The sequence below is a fragment of the Pseudomonas sp. BT76 TE3572 genome (genome assembly GCF_050435365.1).
GTDB classification, from domain to species: domain Bacteria; phylum Pseudomonadota; class Gammaproteobacteria; order Pseudomonadales; family Pseudomonadaceae; genus Aquipseudomonas; species Aquipseudomonas fluorescens_W.
Map to the genome: position 1 here is coordinate 3,103,417 of NZ_JBNDKE010000001.1, position 17,755 is coordinate 3,121,171.

Below are 17,755 nucleotides of genomic sequence, written 5' to 3' on the forward strand. Positions count from 1 at the left end.
GCGATAGCGGTTTGTCTGTCACAAAGATGTTGAATGTGCTGCCGTCATCGCGAGCAAGCTCGCTTGTATGTTTAGACTTGAAGGGGTGGGCGTGACTAAAAGCTCGATTCCGACTCTAGCCAGTACGGACCGTGGGAGACTTCTCGTCCCGCCCTTTCTACCCAAAGCGCCGATAAGGAATTCATCGGTAAAACCGACGATAGAGGCAAGCCAGCGCAACGGTAGACCCCGACAAGCTCTTAAACCCTAGCTCCGAGGATTCGTCATGACAATCCTTACTTCGCAGACGGTTGTTGGCATCGATATCGCCAAGGCTGAAATAGTTGTCTATCGCTCCGACCTGCAATCCACTGACGCCATCAAGAACGATCGAACAGCCCTTAAACGCTGGCTTAAAACATTGCCCGCCCAAAGCGCTATCGCCGTTGAAGCCACCAACATCTACCACCTGGACACTGTCGAGCTGGCCCATGCGATGGGTCACCAGGTCTATGTCGTGGATGCTTATCGGGTAAGCAACTATCGCCGCGGCATCGGCCAGCGCGCCAAGAACGATCCCTGCGATGCCCGTCTGCTGGCGCGCTATTTGACGAACGAACAAGACGGACTACGGATCTGGAGCCCGCCACCCAAGGCCTACACCTCGCTGAAAAGCCTGCTCCACAGACGTGCAACGCTGATCCAGAACCATGCTGGCCTGATGCTGAGCTGGGCCAATGAACCCTTGTTGAAGAAAGTGCAGGCCGCCCAGCAAAAGGCCTTCAAGCAAGCGGATCAGGCCATTCAGAAACTGCTGCGCAAGGTCAGCAAAGAGGCGGGAATTGAAGAGAATATCGACCGCTGCAAAGCCATCGAAGGTGTTGGCGAACTGACTGCAACCGGGTTGGCGACGACCTTTATGCGCGGTGATTTTGCCAATAGTGATGCGTTCATCGCGTTTCTAGGGATGGACCTTACGGTCGATGACTCCGGGAAGAAGAACGGCCCCCGGCACCTGAGCAAAAAAGGGGATCCGGAAGTACGCCGGTTGGCTTACAACGCCGCAATGGCAGCCTGTCGCTCAGCTAAATGGAAACCGTTTTACGAGTCGTATTTGGCAAGAGGCTTCTCGAAAACCCAGGCATTGGTGGCCCTTGCCCGGAAACTCTGTCGGGTGGCATTTGCCCTGATGAAAAATCAGAGCGAATACCAGCCGGCCTGAAGTTGCAGGGTTGCCCTGCAACATAGAATCTCCCACAGGGGATTGATGTATGACCGGAAGAAAATGGTCGGCTGTCAGGCCGCCATCGCGAGCAGGCTCACTCCCACAGTGGGACGGTGTACACCCGAGGCTTCTCACCACTCAACAGGCCGAGCGTTAGCTCGCCTTCAGCTTTTGATCTTGATCCACCCGCCCCCTCGGTAGGCTGAGTGGAGGTGTGCATCCGGGGAGTGGCGCGCAGCGCCGTTCGACGCAGTCGAACACGCTGCATGTAGGTCGTAGCGAAGCAGACCGGAGGGCAGTGTCCCCGGATGGATACCGGAACGAAGGAACGCCGAGCCTAAGCGAGGGGCCGGACGCTCGGGGCGAGACCTTTTGGTTCCTTTTGGGGCGTTTGCCAAAAGGGACTCGCCGTAAGGGCGAAACCCTAAGCCGCCGTTACCGCAGCAACGGATATACACACCAGACCAAATCCCCACAGCGAACCCTTGCCCCAACGCCACAGCCGTCTAACATCAACCAAACGGAAAATATGTCCAAATCCCCCTCAAGTTGAAGGCCCCAACAACCGACACAGTACGAATAGCGCAAATACTCCAGACGACAGCATTTCAGCCAAGCTACAGGCAAAACCCCATGTGATTGATTGTCCCTTTGACTGCCATCACCGGATTGCCAATACTCATGGCAACTTGACGCTACCCGCACGGAACAAGGAATGACTCTTTGAAGCTGGAACTCAAGAACAGCTTGTCGGTGAAGTTGCTTCGGGTCGTGCTCCTGTCGGCATTGATCGTCGGCGTGGTCTTGAGCTGCGCGCAGATCGTTTTCGATGCCTATAAAACACGCCAGGCCGTGGCCAGCGATGCCCAACGCATCCTCGACATGTTCCGCGACCCCTCGACCCAGGCCGTCTACAGCCTGGACCGGGAAATGGGTATGCAGGTTATCGAAGGCCTGTTTCAGGACGACGCTGTGCGCAAGGCCTCCATTGGCCATCCCAACGAAGCCATGCTCGCGCAAAAGGCTCGCGAGCTGCAGCATTCCGACAGTCGTTGGCTGACCGACGTGATCCTCGGCAAGGAACGCACCTTCACCACCCAACTGGTGGGTCGCGGCCCTTACAGCGAGTATTACGGCGACTTGAGCATTACCCTCGACACCGCCACCTATGGCCAGGGTTTCATCATCAGTTCGGTGATCATCTTCATCTCCGGCGTGTTGCGTGCGATGGCCATGGGGTTGGTGCTGTACCTGGTCTATCACTGGCTGCTGACCAAGCCGCTGTCGCGGATCATCGAGCACCTCACGGAAATCAATCCGGATCGCCCCAGCGAACACAAAATCCCGCTGCTCAAGGGGCATGAAAAGAACGAACTGGGGATCTGGATCAACACCGCCAACCAGTTGCTCGAGTCCATCGAGCGCAACACCCATTTGCGCCACGAAGCGGAAAACAGCCTGCTACGCATGGCCCAGTACGACTTCCTCACCGGCCTGCCGAACCGCCAGCAACTACAGCAGCAACTGGACAAAATCCTGGTAGACGCCGGCAAGTTGCAACGACGGGTCGCGGTATTGGTGGTCGGCCTGGATGACTTCAAGGGCATCAACGAACAATTCAGCTACCAGACCGGCGACCAACTGCTGCTGGCCCTGGCCGATCGCCTGCGAGCTCACAGTGGACGCCTTGGCGCCCTCGCCCGCCTCGGCGGCGACCAGTTCGCCCTGGTTCAGGCCGACATCGAACAACCCTACGAAGCGGCCGAACTGGCCCAAAGCATTCTCGATGACCTGGAAGCGGCATTTGCCCTCGATCATCAGGAGATTCGCCTGCGCGCCACCATCGGCATCACCCTGTTCCCCGAGGACGGTGACAGCACCGAGAAACTGCTGCAAAAAGCCGAGCAGACCATGACCCTGGCCAAGACTCGCTCGCGCAACCGTTATCAGTTCTATATCGCCAGCGTCGACACCGAGATGCGCCGCCGTCGCGAGCTGGAGAAAGACCTGCGCGACGCCCTGGTCCGTGGCCAGTTCTATCTCGTCTACCAGCCGCAGATCAGCTATCGCGATCACCGGGTAGTGGGTGTCGAGGCGCTGATTCGCTGGCAGCATCCCGAGCACGGACTGGTTCCGCCGGACTTGTTCATCCCCCTGGCCGAACAGAACGGCACCATCATCGCCATCGGCGAATGGGTCCTGGATCAGGCGTGCAAACAATTGCGCGACTGGCATGACCAGGGTTTCGCCGACCTGCGCATGGCGGTGAATCTGTCCACGGTGCAGCTGCACCACGCCGAGTTGCCGCGGGTGGTCAACAACCTCCTGCAGATGTATCGCCTGCCACCGCGCAGCCTGGAGCTGGAAGTCACCGAAACCGGCCTGATGGAAGACATCAGCACTGCCGCCCAGCATCTGCTGAGCCTGCGCCGCTCCGGTGCGCTGATCGCGATCGACGACTTCGGCACCGGTTACTCGTCACTGAGCTATCTGAAAAGCCTGCCGCTGGACAAAATCAAGATCGACAAGAGCTTCGTTCAGGATCTACTCGATGACGACGACGATGCGACCATCGTTCGAGCCATCATCCAGCTGGGCAAGAGCCTGGGCATGCAGGTGATTGCCGAAGGCGTGGAAACCCCCGAGCAAGAGGCCTACATCATCTCCGAGGGCTGTCACGAAGGTCAGGGCTATCTCTACAGCAAGCCGCTGCCGGCGCGGGAATTGAGCGCGTACCTGAAACAGGCCCAGCGCAGTAACGCGGCCATTTTGTAAAAGATCGAGAAATCGCAGCCTCGTTTCACTCGGTAGCAGCTGTCGAGTGAAACGAGGCTGCGATCTCTTGATCCACGACACAACTCCCGCCTGAATAAGAAATATTTACAACCACAACCCTTTACACATAATGCGAAAGATTTGCATTATGTCGCAGTTTTGCGCGCTTGCTGCGCCTCTCCACCCTCTCTCGAAGCAGGATGTTCGCCATGATTCGTATGCCTCTGGCTACCGCCAGTCTGTTGGCCATCGCTATTTCCCTCGCCGGTTGTGGCGAAGGTAAAGACAAAGCTGCCGCTGCGCAGACGCCGACTCCGGCCGCCAGCACCACGGCCCCGGCCGTTGCACCTGCCGCTACCAGTAAAGTCGACGAAGCCGCCGCCAAAGCCGTTGTCGCGCATTACGCCGACATCGTCTTCGCCGTTTACAGCGATGCCGAATCCACCGCGAAGACCCTGCAAACCGCCGTCGACGACTTCCTCGCCAAGCCGAACGCCGACACCCTGAAAGCTGCCAAGGCTGCCTGGATCGCTGCCCGCGTTCCTTACCTGCAGAGCGAAGTGTTCCGCTTCGGCAACACCATCATCGACGACTGGGAAGGTCAGGTGAATTCCTGGCCACTGGACGAAGGCCTGATCGACTACGTCGACAAATCCTACGAGCACGCACTGGGTAACCCGGGCGCCACGGCCAACATCATCGCCAACACCCAGGTTCAGGTTGGCGAAGACAAGGTCGACGTGAAAGACATCACCCCGGCAAAACTTGCCAGCCTGAACGAGCTGGGTGGTTCCGAGGCCAACGTCGCCACCGGCTACCACGCCATCGAATTCCTGCTCTGGGGCCAGGACTTGAACGGCACCGGCCCTGGCGCCGGCAACCGTCCTGCTTCCGACTACCTGGAAGGCAAAGGCGCAACCGGCGGTCATAACGATCGCCGTCGCGCTTATCTGAAGTCCGTGACCCAATTGCTGGTCAGCGACCTGGAAGAAATGGTCGGTAACTGGAAGCCGAACGTGGCCGACAACTACCGCGCCACCCTGGAAGCCGAGCCAGCTGAATCCGGCCTGCGCAAAATGCTGTTCGGCATGGGCAGCCTGTCCTTGGGCGAACTGGCGGGCGAGCGCATGAAGGTTTCCCTGGAAGCGAACTCCCCGGAAGACGAACAGGATTGCTTCAGCGACAACACCCACAACTCGCACTTCTACGATGCCAAAGGCATTCGGAACGTGTACCTGGGCGAATACACCCGGGTCGACGGCACCAAAATGACCGGCGCCAGCCTGTCGTCCCTGGTGGCCAAAGCCGACCCGGCTGCCGACACCGCGCTCAAAGCCGACCTGGCCGCCACCGAAGCCAAAATCCAGATCATGGTCGATCACGCCAACAAGGGTGAGCACTACGACCAGCTGATCGCCGCCGGCAACACCGCTGGTAACCAGATCGTCCGCGACGCTATCGCTTCCCTGGTCAAGCAGACCGGTTCGATCGAAGCCGCCGCTGGCAAACTGGGCATCAGCGACCTGAACCCGGACAACGCTGATCACGAGTTCTGATCAACGCTGGCTGAATAAAAAGGCGACCTTCGGGTCGCCTTTTTCATACCCGCCTGAATGCAATCCCACAGGGTTGTGGGTGCCCAGAAAAAATGCTCCACATCAACCAAACGATAATTCCTCTTATTCAAACTCCCCTGCCCTGTTAGACTTTGCGCCCCTTGTTTTGCTCGTCTTGCAGGATGTCCGATGCCCTCGCTGCCTCTTCGCTTGTCCGCACTGTTTCTGGCCCTGGGCCTGAGTGCCTGCGATGACGCCCCGCGTTTTACCCAAGCCGAACCCGGTGAAGCCCGGTCCGGTGGCAGCGCAACTGTGCGCAAGACCGATCAGAACTCATTTTCCCTGCCGTCCGCCAACCTGCCACCCTCACGGCGCGTTGACTTCAGTGTCGGCAACAGCTTTTTCCGTAACCCCTGGGTGATCGCGCCGTCGACCACCACCGCCAGGGACGGACTCGGGCCGTTGTTCAACACCAACGCGTGCCAGGGCTGCCACATCAAGGACGGACGAGGTCATCCGCCCACGCCTGATGCGCAGAACGCCGTGTCGATGCTGGTACGCCTGTCGATTCCCGATGCGCCGGCCTATGCCAACGTCATCGAGCAGCTCGGTGTCGTCCCGGAGCCGGTCTACGGCGGACAACTCCAGGACATGTCTGTGCCGGGTGTCGTGCCGGAAGGCAAAGTGCGGGTCGATTACTCGCCCGTTCCGATTCGCTTCAAGGACGGCACCGAAGTCGAGTTGCGCAAGCCAAGCTTGAACATCACCCAGCTCGGCTATGGTCCGATGCACCCTGACACGCGTTTCTCGGCCCGGGTCGCTCCACCGATGATTGGCCTGGGCTTGCTCGAAGCGATTCCCGACGCGGCGATCCTGGCCAATGCCGAGGCTCAGGCAAAAGACAAAAACGGTATCGCTGGACGCCCGAACCGGGTCTGGGATGACGCGCAGCAAAAAACCGTCCTCGGACGATTTGGCTGGAAGGCTGGCCAACCCAACCTCAATCAGCAAAATGTTCATGCGTTTTCCGGTGACATGGGCCTCACCACCAGCCTGAGACCCGTCGACGACTGCACCGCCGCGCAAACCGCCTGCAAGCAAGCGCCCAACGGCAATGGCCCGGATGGCGAGCCGGAAGTCAGCGATAACATCCTGCGTCTGGTGCTGTTCTACAGCCGTAACCTCGCCGTACCGGCCCGCCGCGATGTCAGCGCCCCCGAGGTGCTGGCCGGCAAGACTCTGTTTTTCCAGGCTGGATGCCAGTCCTGTCACACCCCGAAATACACCACCGCCGCCAACGCCGCAGAACCTGAACTGGCCAATCAAGTGATTCGCCCTTACAGCGATCTGCTGCTGCATGACATGGGCGACGGTCTGGCCGACAACCGTACCGAATTCCAGGCCAGTGGCCGCGACTGGCGCACCCCGCCGTTGTGGGGCATTGGCCTGACGCAGGCGGTCAGTGGGCACACCCAGTTTTTGCACGATGGCCGCGCCCGCAATCTGCTCGAAGCCGTGCTCTGGCATGGCGGCGAAGCCGCAGCGGCGCAGCAACAGGTTTTGTCTTTCAATGCCGAACAGCGCGCTGCGTTGCTGGCGTTTTTGAATTCCCTTTAATACGTATTCCATAGCGGGAGCCCGACATGTTCCGTCCCAAATTGTTGTTCACCAGCCTTGCCGCGCTAGCCTTGGGCGCCTGTTCGCCTCAGGATCCGCAGGCCGTTACCTCAGCAGCCATCGCCAAGTCGGTGATCCTGCCAACCTACACGCGCTGGGTTGAAGCCGATCGCCAACTGGCCGTCAGTGCGTTGTCCTACTGCGAAGGCAAGGAAAACCTCGAGACCGCTCGCGCCGACTTCCTGCACGCGCAGAAAGCCTGGGCCGAGCTGCAACCGCTGCTGATCGGGCCGCTGGCCGAAGGCAATCGCGCCTGGCAGGTGCAGTTCTGGCCGGACAAGAAAAACCTCGTCGGCCGTCAGGTCGAACAACTGGTCACCGCGCAGCCGCAGATCGACGCCGCTGCCTTGGCCAAGTCCAGCGTTGTGGTTCAAGGCCTTTCCGCCTACGAATACATCCTGTTCGACAGCAAGCCTGATGTGGCCAACGCTGAACAGAAAGCCAAGTACTGCCCGCTGCTGATCGCGATTGGCGAGCGTCAGAAACAGCTGGCCGAAGAGATCCTGAAAACCTGGAACAACACCGACGGCATGCTCGCGCAATTGAGCAAATTCCCGAACCAGCGCTACGCCGATTCCCACGAAGCCATCGCCGACCTGCTACGTGTGCAAGTCACCGCCCTCGACACCCTGAAGAAAAAACTCGGCACGCCGATGGGCCGTCAGACGAAGGGTGTGCCACAGCCGTTCCAGGCCGATGCATGGCGCAGCAAGTCGTCCCTGACCGGCCTCGAAGCCAGTCTCGCCGCCGCCAAAACAGTATGGGAAGGCGTCGACAACAAAGGCCTGCGCGGCCTGTTGCCGAGCGAGCAGAAACCCTTGGCCGACAAGATCGACGCCGCTTACGCCGCGGCCCTGAAACTGTTCGCCAGCAACCAGCGCTCGCTGACTGAAATGCTCAATGACGATGCCGGTCGCCAGCAACTCAACGACCTCTACGACGGCCTCAACGTCGTCCACCGCCTGCACGAAGGCGAACTGGCCAAGGCGCTGGGCATCCAACTGGGCTTCAACGCCAACGACGGTGACTGATGAGGGCAAGTTCCATGCTGCGACGCCAGGCTTTGACGTTAGGTAGTTTGCTGCTGGGTGCGGTGACACTGGGCGGCTGGACGCTGTTCAAGCAAAAGGACAAAAGCCCGCTGCTGCTCTCGGCGCGGGACGATACCGACGGCAAGCACTACGCCGTCGGTTATCGGCTGGACGGCACCCGGGTGTTTGCCACCCAGGTCGGCCAGCGTTGCCACGACATCATCAACCATCCGATGCTGCCGATTGCGCTGTTCGTCGCCCGTCGTCCGGGCACCGAGAGTTACTTGATCGACCTGCGCGACGGCACGTTGCTGCAAACCGTGACCTCGCTGCCGAACCGGCATTTCTATGGTCACGCAGTAATTCACAAAAGCGGCGACTGGCTGTACGCCACCGAGAACGACACCTCCGACCCGGGTCGCGGCTTGCTCGGTGTGTATAAGTTCGAAGGCGAGCGGCTGGTGCACAGCGGCGAGATGTCGACCCACGGCGTCGGCCCGCATCAGGTGTCGTGGATGCCCGATGGCGAAACTCTGGTGGTGGCCAATGGCGGCATTCGCACCGAGGCCGAAAGCCGCGTCGAGATGAACCTCGACGCCATGGAACCGAGCCTGGTCCTGATGCAGCGCGATGGCACCCTGCTAAGCAAGGAAACCCTCGCCCAGCAGATGAACAGCGTGCGTCATTTGGGGATTGCCAGCGACGGCACCATCGTCGCCGGCCAGCAGTTCATGGGGCCGTCTCACGAGTCGTCGGAGCTGCTGGCGATCAAGCGGCCCGGCCAGCCGTTCGTGGCCTTTCCGGTGCCTGAGCATCAGTTGCAGGCCATGGGGCATTACACCGCCAGCGTCGCGGTGCACAGCGAACTGCGCCTGGTGGCGTTGACCGCGCCCCGGGGCAACCGCTTTTTCATCTGGGACCTGGACAGCGGTGAAGTGCGCCTGGACGCGCCGCTTCCCGATTGCGCCGGGGTCGGCGCGGTAGCCGATGGCTTTGTCGTGACCTCGGGTCAAGGACGCTGCCGGTTTTACGACTGCCGCCAGACAAGCCTTGTTGCAAAACCCCTCGATCTACCCGCAGGGCTCTGGGACAACCACCTTCACCTCATTTGACCTTGCCTCTCCTGCTGGAGGTTTTTCCCTGTGGCGAGGGAGCTTGCTCCCGCCGGGCTGCGCAGCGGCCCTGAAAAAAGGGACTGCTACGCAGTCCAGCGGGAGCAAGCTCCCTCGCCACAGGTTTGTGTTCCATCCCGTCCGCGCTGACATGCAGGCCTACCTGTAAGTTCTGCCAGTTGGAAACCCCCTCTGACTCGGAGTAATGTGCCCGACTGTGTCACCTGATTTTCTCCAAGGAAGTGGAAATATGCTGCGTCGCCGCATGCTGATCATGTTGGGTGTTGTTTTGCTGATCGTGCTGGTTCTGGGCGGTTACAAAGCCTTCTCCATCTATACGATGATTCAGGGCTTTGCTGTGCCGAAACCAGCGATCAGTGTCGCCGTGGCCACGGCCACCGAACGGCCGTGGCAAGCCCGCCTGCCCACCGTCGGCACCTTGAAGGCGCTGCAAGGGGTCGACCTGAGCCTGGAGACCGACGGCACCGTCATCGATTTGCGGTTCGAGTCAGGGCAGAAGGTCAAGGTCGGCCAACCGCTGCTGCAACTTGATAGCGTGGTGGAAACCGCCCTGCTCGAAACCGCTCAGGCGGACCTGGGTCTGGCGCAGCTCGATTACGGTCGCGGCAGCCAATTGGTCGGCAGCCGGGCCATTTCAAAAGGCGAATTCGACCGGCTCTCGGCGGTGTTGAAAAAGAGCCAGGCCACGGTTAATCAGCTCAAGGCGGCGCTGGCCAAAAAACGCTTGCTCGCACCGTTCAGCGGGACCATCGGCATTCGTCAGGTGGACGTCGGTGACTATCTCGCCAGCGGCACCATGATTGCCACCCTGCAAGACCTCAGCAGCCTCTACGTAGACTTCTTCGTGCCCGAGCAGTCGGTACCGAAGATCGCCCTCGGCCAACCGGTACAGATCGTTGTCGCGGCCTACCCGACACAAACCTTCCCCGGCACCATCAGCGCGATCAACCCGAAAGTCGAAAACAGCACGCGCAACGTCCAGGTCCGCGCGACCCTGGCCAATCCCGACGGCAAACTGCTACCGGGCATGTTCGCCAGCCTGCAAGTGTTGTTGCCCGACCCACAGCCGCGCATCGTCGTGCCGGAAAGTGCGATCACTTACACGCTGTACGGCAACTCACTCTATGTCGTCGCGCAGAAAAAAGCCGAAGACGGCAGCCTGGAAAAAGACGACAAGGGCCAACCGATCCTGATCGCCGAACGGCGTTTCATCGAAACCGGCGAGCGCCGCGATGGGCAAGTGATGATCACCAAAGGCGTGCAGAACGGCGAAAAAGTGGTCACGGCCGGCCAGATCAAACTGGACAACGGCGCACACATTGCGATCAGCGACGACAAGACCTTAGCCGAGAAGAACAGCCCGCCGCGCGCGGACTGATCAAGGAACCCCCATGGCTTTTACCGACCCGTTCATCCGCCGCCCGGTGCTCGCCACCGTGGTCAGCCTGTTGATTGTGCTGCTGGGCTTCCAGGCCTGGAGCAAGTTGCCGCTGCGCCAATACCCACAAATGGAAAACGCCCTGATCACGGTGACCACCGCTTACCCCGGGGCCAACGCCGAAACCATTCAGGGCTACATCACCCAACCGATGCAACAAAGTCTGGCCAGTGCCGAGGGCATCGACTACATGACCTCGGTCAGTCGCCAGAACTTCTCGGTGATCTCGATCTACGCGCGCATCGGCTCCAACAGTGACCGCCTGTTCACCGAACTGCTGGCCAAGGCCAACGAGGTGAAGAACCAACTGCCCCAGGACGCCGAAGACCCGGTATTGAGCAAGGAAGCCGCCGACGCCTCGGCGCTGATGTACATCAGTTTCTTCAGCAAGGAGCTGAGCAACCCGCAAATTACCGACTACCTGTCGCGGGTCATCCAGCCGAAACTGGCGACTCTGCCGGGCATGGCCGAAGCCGAGATTCTCGGCAACCAGGTGTTCGCCATGCGTCTGTGGCTGGACCCGGTCAAGCTCGCCGGTTTCGGCCTGAGTGCCAGCGACGTGACCGATGCCGTGCGCAAATACAACTTCCTTTCCGCCGCCGGCGAAGTGAAAGGCGAGTACGTCGTCACCAGCATCAACGCCAATACCGAGCTCAAGTCCGCCGAAGCCTTTGCCGCGATTCCGCTCAAAGTCGAGGGCGACAGTCGTGTACTGCTCAGCGATGTGGCGCGGGTTGAAATGGGTGCGGAAAACTACGATTCGATCAGCTCCTTCGGCGGCACCCCTTCGGTGTACATCGGCATCAAGGCCACGCCCGGCGCCAACCCGCTGGACGTGATCAGGGAAGTGCGCAAGATCATGCCGGAGCTGGAAGCCCAGCTTCCGCCGAACCTCAAAGGTGAAATCGCCTACGACGCCACGCTGTTCATCCAGGCCTCGATCAACGAGGTGATCAAAACATTGTTCGAGGCGGTGCTGATCGTCATCGTGGTGGTGTTCCTGTTCCTCGGCGCACTGCGTTCGGTGGTGATCCCGGTGGTCACCATCCCGTTGTCGATGATCGGCGTGATGTTCTTCATGCAGATGATGGGCTACTCGATCAATCTGCTGACATTGCTGGCGATGGTATTGGCCATCGGCCTGGTGGTGGACGACGCCATTGTGGTGGTGGAAAACATCCACCGGCACATCGAAGAAGGCAAGACGCCGCTGGATGCGGCCATCGAAGGCGCCCGGGAAATCGCCATGCCGGTGGTCTCGATGACCATCACCCTGGCGGCGGTCTATGCGCCGATCGGCTTCCTGACGGGGCTCACGGGGGCGCTGTTCAAGGAGTTCGCCCTGACGCTGGCCGGCGCGGTGGTGATCTCCGGCATCGTCGCCCTGACCCTGTCGCCGATGATGTGCGCCTTCCTGCTGCGTCACGACGAAAACCCCAGCGGTCTGGCCCATCGCCTGGACCTGATTTTCGAAGGCCTCAAGCGCCGTTACCAAAGCATGCTCCACGGCACCCTCAACACCCGGCCGGTGGTGCTGGTGTTCGCGGTGATCGTGCTGTGCCTGATTCCGGTGCTGCTCACGTTCACCAAGTCGGAACTGGCGCCGGACGAGGACCAGGGCGTCATTTTCATGATGGCCAACGCCCCGCAACCGGCCAACCTCGACTACCTGAGCAGCTACACCGACGAGTTCGTCACGATCTTCAAGACGTTTCCCGAGTACTACTCGTCGTTCCAGATCAATGGCTTCAACGGCGTGCAATCGGGGATCGGTGGCTTCCTGCTCAAACCGTGGAACGAACGCAGCCGCACTCAGATGCAAATCCTGCCCGAGGTCCAGCGCAAACTGGAGAGCATATCCGGGCTGCAGATCTTCGGCTTCAACCTGCCCTCCCTGCCGGGCACCGGCGAGGGGCTGCCGTTTCAGTTCGTCATCAACTCCGCCAACGATTACGAGTCGCTGCTGCAAGTGACCGACCGAGTGAAAAAGCGGGCAATGGAATCCGGCAAGTTCGCCTTCGTCGACCTCGACCTGGCGTTCGACAAACCTGAAGTGGTGGTGGATATCGATCGCGGCAAGGCCGCACAGATGGGTGTTTCCATGCAGGACCTGGGCGGGACGCTCGCGACGTTGCTGGGTGAGGCGGAGATCAACCGCTTCACCATCGAAGGCCGCAGCTACAAAGTCATCGCGCAGGTCGAACGGCCCTTCCGAGATAACCCCAACTGGCTGAACAATTATTACGTCAAGAACACCCAAGGCGAACTGCTGGCCCTGTCGACCCTGATCACCGTGACTGACCGGGCGCGTCCACGGCAATTGAATCAGTTCCAGCAACTCAACTCGGCCATCCTGTCCGGGGTGCCGCTGGTCAGCATGGGTGAAGCCATCGACACCGTGCGCCAGATCGCTCGGGAAGAGGCGCCGGTGGGTTATGCCTTCGACTATGCCGGAGCATCCCGGCAATACGTCCAGGAAGGCAGTGCGCTGTGGGTCACCTTCGCCCTGGCGCTGGCGATCATTTTCCTGGTACTGGCCGCCCAGTTCGAAAGCTTTCGCGATCCGCTGGTGATTCTGGTGACCGTCCCCTTGTCGATCTGTGGCGCGTTGATCCCGCTGTTCCTCGGCTGGTCGAGCATGAACATCTACACCCAGGTCGGCCTGGTGACGTTGATCGGGCTGATCAGCAAACACGGAATCCTGATCGTCGAATTCGCCAACCAGTTACGCAAGGACAAAGGCCTGACGCCGCGCGAGGCCGTGGAGGAAGCGGCGGCCATTCGTCTGCGTCCGGTGTTGATGACCACTGCTGCAATGGTGTTCGGCATGGTGCCGTTGATCATCGCCACGGGGGCGGGCGCCGTCAGCCGGTTCGACATCGGCACGGTAATCGCCACGGGGATGTCGATCGGGACGCTGTTTACGCTGTTTGTGCTGCCGTGTGTGTACACGCTTTTGGCAAAACCCGATAAACCCTGAAATCAAAAGATCGCAGCCTTCGGCAGCTCCTACAGGGTGTACCCCATTCAATGTAGGAGCTGCCGAAGGCTGCGATCTTTTGATCTTGCAATCTAAAAAAAGGCCTCGCATTAGCGAGGCCTTTTATTTGGGCTTCAATCTGTTCAACTCTGTGGCCTCAATCCTTGAGAAAGGCCGAACATGAACAGCAATAAATCATGATCGGGTTGGGTTGCCACGGATGCCTTCGCAACCCGTGGCAATGGACAGTGTGCGTCGCCGTTCACTGAACTGAGGACTTGCGTGCGGGGCTGCTCCCAAGCCGCCACCGCTAGTGAAGCAACTGCCAAGGCTCCTATTAAAAATACACCTCGTGCAATTTCGAGTTTCATTGCTATAAACCCTTGATAGCGCTGCCAAACGCCGTCTTATAAAAGTAGACGAGTTTCTGCCAGTCCGTCGTGCTGAACGACGAGTGGCGACGCAGTTGCTTCATGTCATGAGTAGCCGCTTGCCCGGCGGTCAAACGCTGCCGACATTTCTCCAGATCAATCAAGGCCACTTCAACGTTGGCAGCCTCGCCTTCACCGGTGACGCGCACGAATACGTGCTTGGCATAAAGGCAGCTGTGCTGCCAGCGGCCCTTGTGCATCCGGGCCAGGTTCTCGGCCAGTTCCTTCAACACTCGATCATGCACAGCCTCACCGTGACGCTCGCGACCGCCGCCGGCGTACCAGTGGTCAATTTCCTCGAAGCCGTCCAGCGCCTTGGTGATCAGCAATGCGCGCCATTTATGCACCGGATCGCGCTGTGCGCCGCAGAAAACGATTTCCGGAACGAGAACGTCGAGCCGGTTCAGGCCGATGAGCGCATCGCGCTCGCGCAACACCGTCGGCCGACCGAACGGGTGCAGCAAGCTGCGATGGATATGCCCGAATTGACGTTTAACGTACAGCAGTTGTCCATTGCCGCTCACGACGCGCTGCACACCGCTTTCGCCACCGCGACGGGCGTTCGGTTCTTCTACCCATTCACCGCGCTGATTCCAAAAATAATCGAAGCGGTCCTGAGGAGGGATTTCCGTTTCTGCTGCACATCGCACTGCCATTCTGTTACCTCTTGCGTAATACGTAGACCCGCCACATGGCATAGAGCGGTAAAAAGTCCAGTTGTTCCTGGATGCGGAAACCCGCCTGCTCAAATTCCTTTTCGACGGTAGCAGCGGGTAACACAAATCGATTTTGGTAACCTTCCTGCTCACGGGTTTTCTCGAGGCGCTTGCGTCTCCACGCTTTGAAATTGCCGTCCACCCACAAAGAAAGGATCACGCTGTCGCGAGTGACTCGCTCGAATTCGCGCAAAATAGCCAGTCGATGCTCGGCTTCACCGATGTGATGGAGCAATCGCATGCAGAAAATGCTGTCGACGGCGTTATCAGGCAAGGCGATGTCGAATGCAGAAGTGTGCAAGGGTTGTACCCGTTTCACCACCTCGGCAGGTTGCGACTGCATGGCAATCTTCAGCATGGACTCGGAGTTGTCAGCCCCAATGATCGCACGATTGGTTTTTTCCGCCAGCAATGGCCAAAAGCGCCCCGCACCGCAGGGTAAATCGAGGATCAGCCCCGGCTCGTCGGCCAGTGCCAACGCCTTGCGCGCCAGTTGCTCGTCACGCCAGTGAGACAGGCGGCGAGCAAGGCCATCCTGGTGTTTGCGCAGGTATCGTTGAGCGTGTTGATCGTCGTATTTTTCGGAAAAATCCAGTTTGATCGGGCCGTCCATCACCAAGGTCTCCTTAGCTGCTGATGGCACCTATGATAGAAAGCGCCGTGTCAGCGTCAGGTCATCCCGCTGTGAAAAAAACGTCATGTAAAATCCCGAATCATTTCGAGGTTTTACAGCGCGGCAACGAAGGCTCTGGGCCATTACGAGCGATTAGCTCACATCCGACAAACACAACTCCACCTGAAAACGACAGCCGTTGGGCTCCATGTTCGTCAGGCTGACGCTCCAACCCTGGTTTTCGCAGATCCGTTGCACCAGCGACAGTCCCAGCCCCAGGCCTTCGCCGCGTTTCTCGCTGCCCCGCACGAACGGCTCGAACATCGCCTCGCGTTTTTCTTCGGGAATACCCACGCCACTGTCTTCGACAATGAAACCGGTGGCCGTCAGCGTCAGGCGAATAAACCCGTGCTCGGTGTAATGCAGCGCATTACGCAGCAGGTTGCCCATGACCGCGTGCAGAAGGGTTGCGTTGAAGCAGGTGTCTACCGGATTGCCCGGTTCAAAGATCATCGCCAGCCCCTTGGCCTCGATCGGCTCGCGCCACAGATTGAGCAGTCCATCGGCTACCTGGCTCAGGCTCTGCTGGGGCGACATGCTGGCGTCTTCACGTTGTGCGCGGGCCAACATCAGAAAGGTTTGCACCAGCTCGCGCATCTCTTCACAGGCGCGGGCGATTCGCTCGACCTGTGCTCGTCCACGCTGATCGATGCCAGGGTTTTCCAGCAGCAGCTCGCAGGAACTGGCCAGCACCATCAATGGTGTGCGCAACTCGTGGCTGACGTCACTGGTGAACAACCGTTCGCGGGTCAACGCCTGGCGCAAGCGCCCCAGAGTGGCGTCGAAGGCCACGGCCAACTCGCCCACCTCATCAGCGGCATAATCCGGTGCCAAGGGTGGCGCCAGACCTAATAATTGATCACGGTGACGGACCTGACGGGCCAGTCGCACCACGGGCGCCATCACTTTGCGCGCCAGTATCCAGCCGAGAAACACCGCCAAGGCCAGACTCAGGACGAAGCCCACCAGCACCACGGCAAACAGCACCCGTTCACGCTCTTCGAAATCGCTCTGATCCTGCAACAGCACATAATGCCGGCCGTCGACGACTTCGACCATCGCGTGATACGACAGCTGCTCACGAAACACTTCGTGAAAACCCGGCTGCAGATGGCGTAAATCCTTGGGCAACTGAAAATCGCCCGGCCCGCCGCTGAAATAGAACAGCTGGTCCGGCTCGGGACGATGGCTCCAGTCCGTAACACTGTCCATCAGCAACAAACGCTGTAAATCGCCGCCCAGACCTGCCGAAATCAGTTTTTCTTCGACCAGGTGAACGGTCGCCACAATGCCCATGGCGAAGGCCCCTGCCACCAACGCGCTCATCAGCGCAAAAGCGATGATGATCCGTTGAGCAAGGCTCTGTTTAAACTCCATCTCGGCCCTCGGCCAAGCGATAACCCACACCGTGCACGGTTTGCAGCAACGGTTTGGCGAAGGGCTTGTCGATCACCTGGCGCAATTGATGGACGTGGCTGCGCAGGCTGTCGCTGTCCGGGCAATCATCGCCCCACAGCGCTTCTTCGAGAATTTCCCGGCGCAGCACATGAGGACTTTTCTGCATCAACACGGCCAGCAACTTCAGGCCCACCGGGTTGAGTTTGAGCAGACGACCTTCGCGGGTGACTTCCAGGGTGTCGAGGTCGTAGTTCAGATCGCCGACCTGTAAAGTACGGCGACCGCCACCCTGGGTGCGACGCATGACCGCCTCGATGCGCGCCGCCAATTCAGACAGGGCAAAGGGTTTGATCAGGTAGTCATCGGCGCCGGATTTGAAGCCTTGCAGCCGGTCGTCCAATTGATCGCGAGCGGTGAGCATGATCACCGGCGTGTCGCGGCGCGCGTCTTCACGCAGACGTTTGCACAGGGTGTAGCCGTCGATGCCAGGCAACATGATGTCGAGCACGATCAGGTCATAATGCTCGGTGGCCGCCAGGTGCAAGCCTGACAAGCCGTCCTGCGCGCAATCCACGGTATAACCTTTGAGCCCCAGGTAATCGGCCAGATTGGCCAGGATATCGCGGTTGTCTTCAACCAATAGAATTCGCATGGGTATCTCCTGCGTACACAGTAACGGCCGTCTTGGCCCGCGCAGCTTAAGGCCAAGTGTGGCTGAGGGCTAGGACTGCGTGCAGTTGTAA

Annotated in this window: 12 protein-coding genes and 1 pseudogene; 8 read left to right on the forward strand and 5 right to left on the reverse strand. The window is 59.7% G+C overall.

All coding sequences use genetic code 11. The features are described from left to right. Positions 1-265: 265 nt before the first annotated feature. From ABH912_RS14230 to ABH912_RS14265, 8 genes and pseudogenes are all read left to right on the forward strand, one after another. Positions 266-1,227: pseudogene (locus ABH912_RS14230) on the forward strand (IS110 family transposase). Positions 1,228-1,927: 700 nt separating this feature from the next. After that, positions 1,928-3,979, forward strand: a complete 2,052-nt coding sequence (locus ABH912_RS14235; protein ID WP_429510947.1) for a putative bifunctional diguanylate cyclase/phosphodiesterase — start codon at positions 1,928-1,930, stop codon at positions 3,977-3,979. A 209-nt stretch (positions 3,980-4,188) separates the two neighbouring features. Further along, positions 4,189-5,535, forward strand: coding sequence for an imelysin family protein (locus tag ABH912_RS14240; protein ID WP_429510948.1), 1,347 nt, complete (start codon positions 4,189-4,191; stop codon positions 5,533-5,535). A 189-nt stretch (positions 5,536-5,724) separates the two neighbouring features. Beyond that, positions 5,725-7,152: a di-heme oxidoredictase family protein gene (locus ABH912_RS14245; RefSeq protein ID WP_429510949.1), complete on the forward strand. Its 1,428-nt coding sequence runs from the start codon at positions 5,725-5,727 to the stop codon at positions 7,150-7,152. 26 nt (positions 7,153-7,178) lie between these two features. Next, complete coding sequence (locus tag ABH912_RS14250) at positions 7,179-8,243, forward strand: imelysin family protein (RefSeq protein ID WP_429510950.1); 1,065 nt, start codon at positions 7,179-7,181, stop codon at positions 8,241-8,243. A gap of 14 nt (positions 8,244-8,257) precedes the next feature. Further along, entirely contained in the window at positions 8,258-9,355 is a 1,098-nt protein-coding gene (locus ABH912_RS14255; protein WP_429510951.1) for a DUF1513 domain-containing protein, read from the forward strand. A 250-nt stretch (positions 9,356-9,605) separates the two neighbouring features. Continuing rightward, on the forward strand, positions 9,606-10,754 hold the full coding sequence (locus ABH912_RS14260) for an efflux RND transporter periplasmic adaptor subunit (RefSeq protein ID WP_429510952.1): 1,149 nt from the start codon (positions 9,606-9,608) through the stop codon (positions 10,752-10,754). A 13-nt stretch (positions 10,755-10,767) separates the two neighbouring features. Then, complete coding sequence (locus ABH912_RS14265; RefSeq protein ID WP_429510953.1) at positions 10,768-13,794, forward strand: multidrug efflux RND transporter permease subunit; 3,027 nt, start codon at positions 10,768-10,770, stop codon at positions 13,792-13,794. Between the two features lie 143 nt (positions 13,795-13,937). On the opposite strand, the gene ABH912_RS14270 is transcribed toward ABH912_RS14265, so the two are convergent. The 5 genes from ABH912_RS14270 to colR form a co-directional block, all read right to left on the reverse strand. Continuing rightward, positions 13,938-14,165 (reverse strand): hypothetical protein, encoded by a 228-nt coding sequence (locus tag ABH912_RS14270; protein WP_080932046.1) that lies wholly within the window; start codon positions 14,163-14,165, stop codon positions 13,938-13,940. 2 nt (positions 14,166-14,167) lie between these two features. Beyond that, complete coding sequence (locus tag ABH912_RS14275) at positions 14,168-14,881, reverse strand: lipopolysaccharide kinase InaA family protein (RefSeq protein WP_429510954.1); 714 nt, start codon at positions 14,879-14,881, stop codon at positions 14,168-14,170. 4 nt (positions 14,882-14,885) lie between these two features. Beyond that, complete coding sequence (locus tag ABH912_RS14280) at positions 14,886-15,554, reverse strand: methyltransferase domain-containing protein (RefSeq protein ID WP_429510955.1); 669 nt, start codon at positions 15,552-15,554, stop codon at positions 14,886-14,888. A gap of 153 nt (positions 15,555-15,707) precedes the next feature. Next, positions 15,708-16,991, reverse strand: a complete 1,284-nt coding sequence (locus ABH912_RS14285; protein ID WP_429510956.1) for a sensor histidine kinase — start codon at positions 16,989-16,991, stop codon at positions 15,708-15,710. Beyond that, complete coding sequence (colR, locus tag ABH912_RS14290) at positions 16,981-17,664, reverse strand: two-component system response regulator ColR (protein ID WP_008155536.1); 684 nt, start codon at positions 17,662-17,664, stop codon at positions 16,981-16,983. The genes ABH912_RS14285 and colR overlap by 11 nt, the downstream gene beginning before the upstream one ends. Between the last annotated feature and the right edge of the window lie 91 nt (positions 17,665-17,755).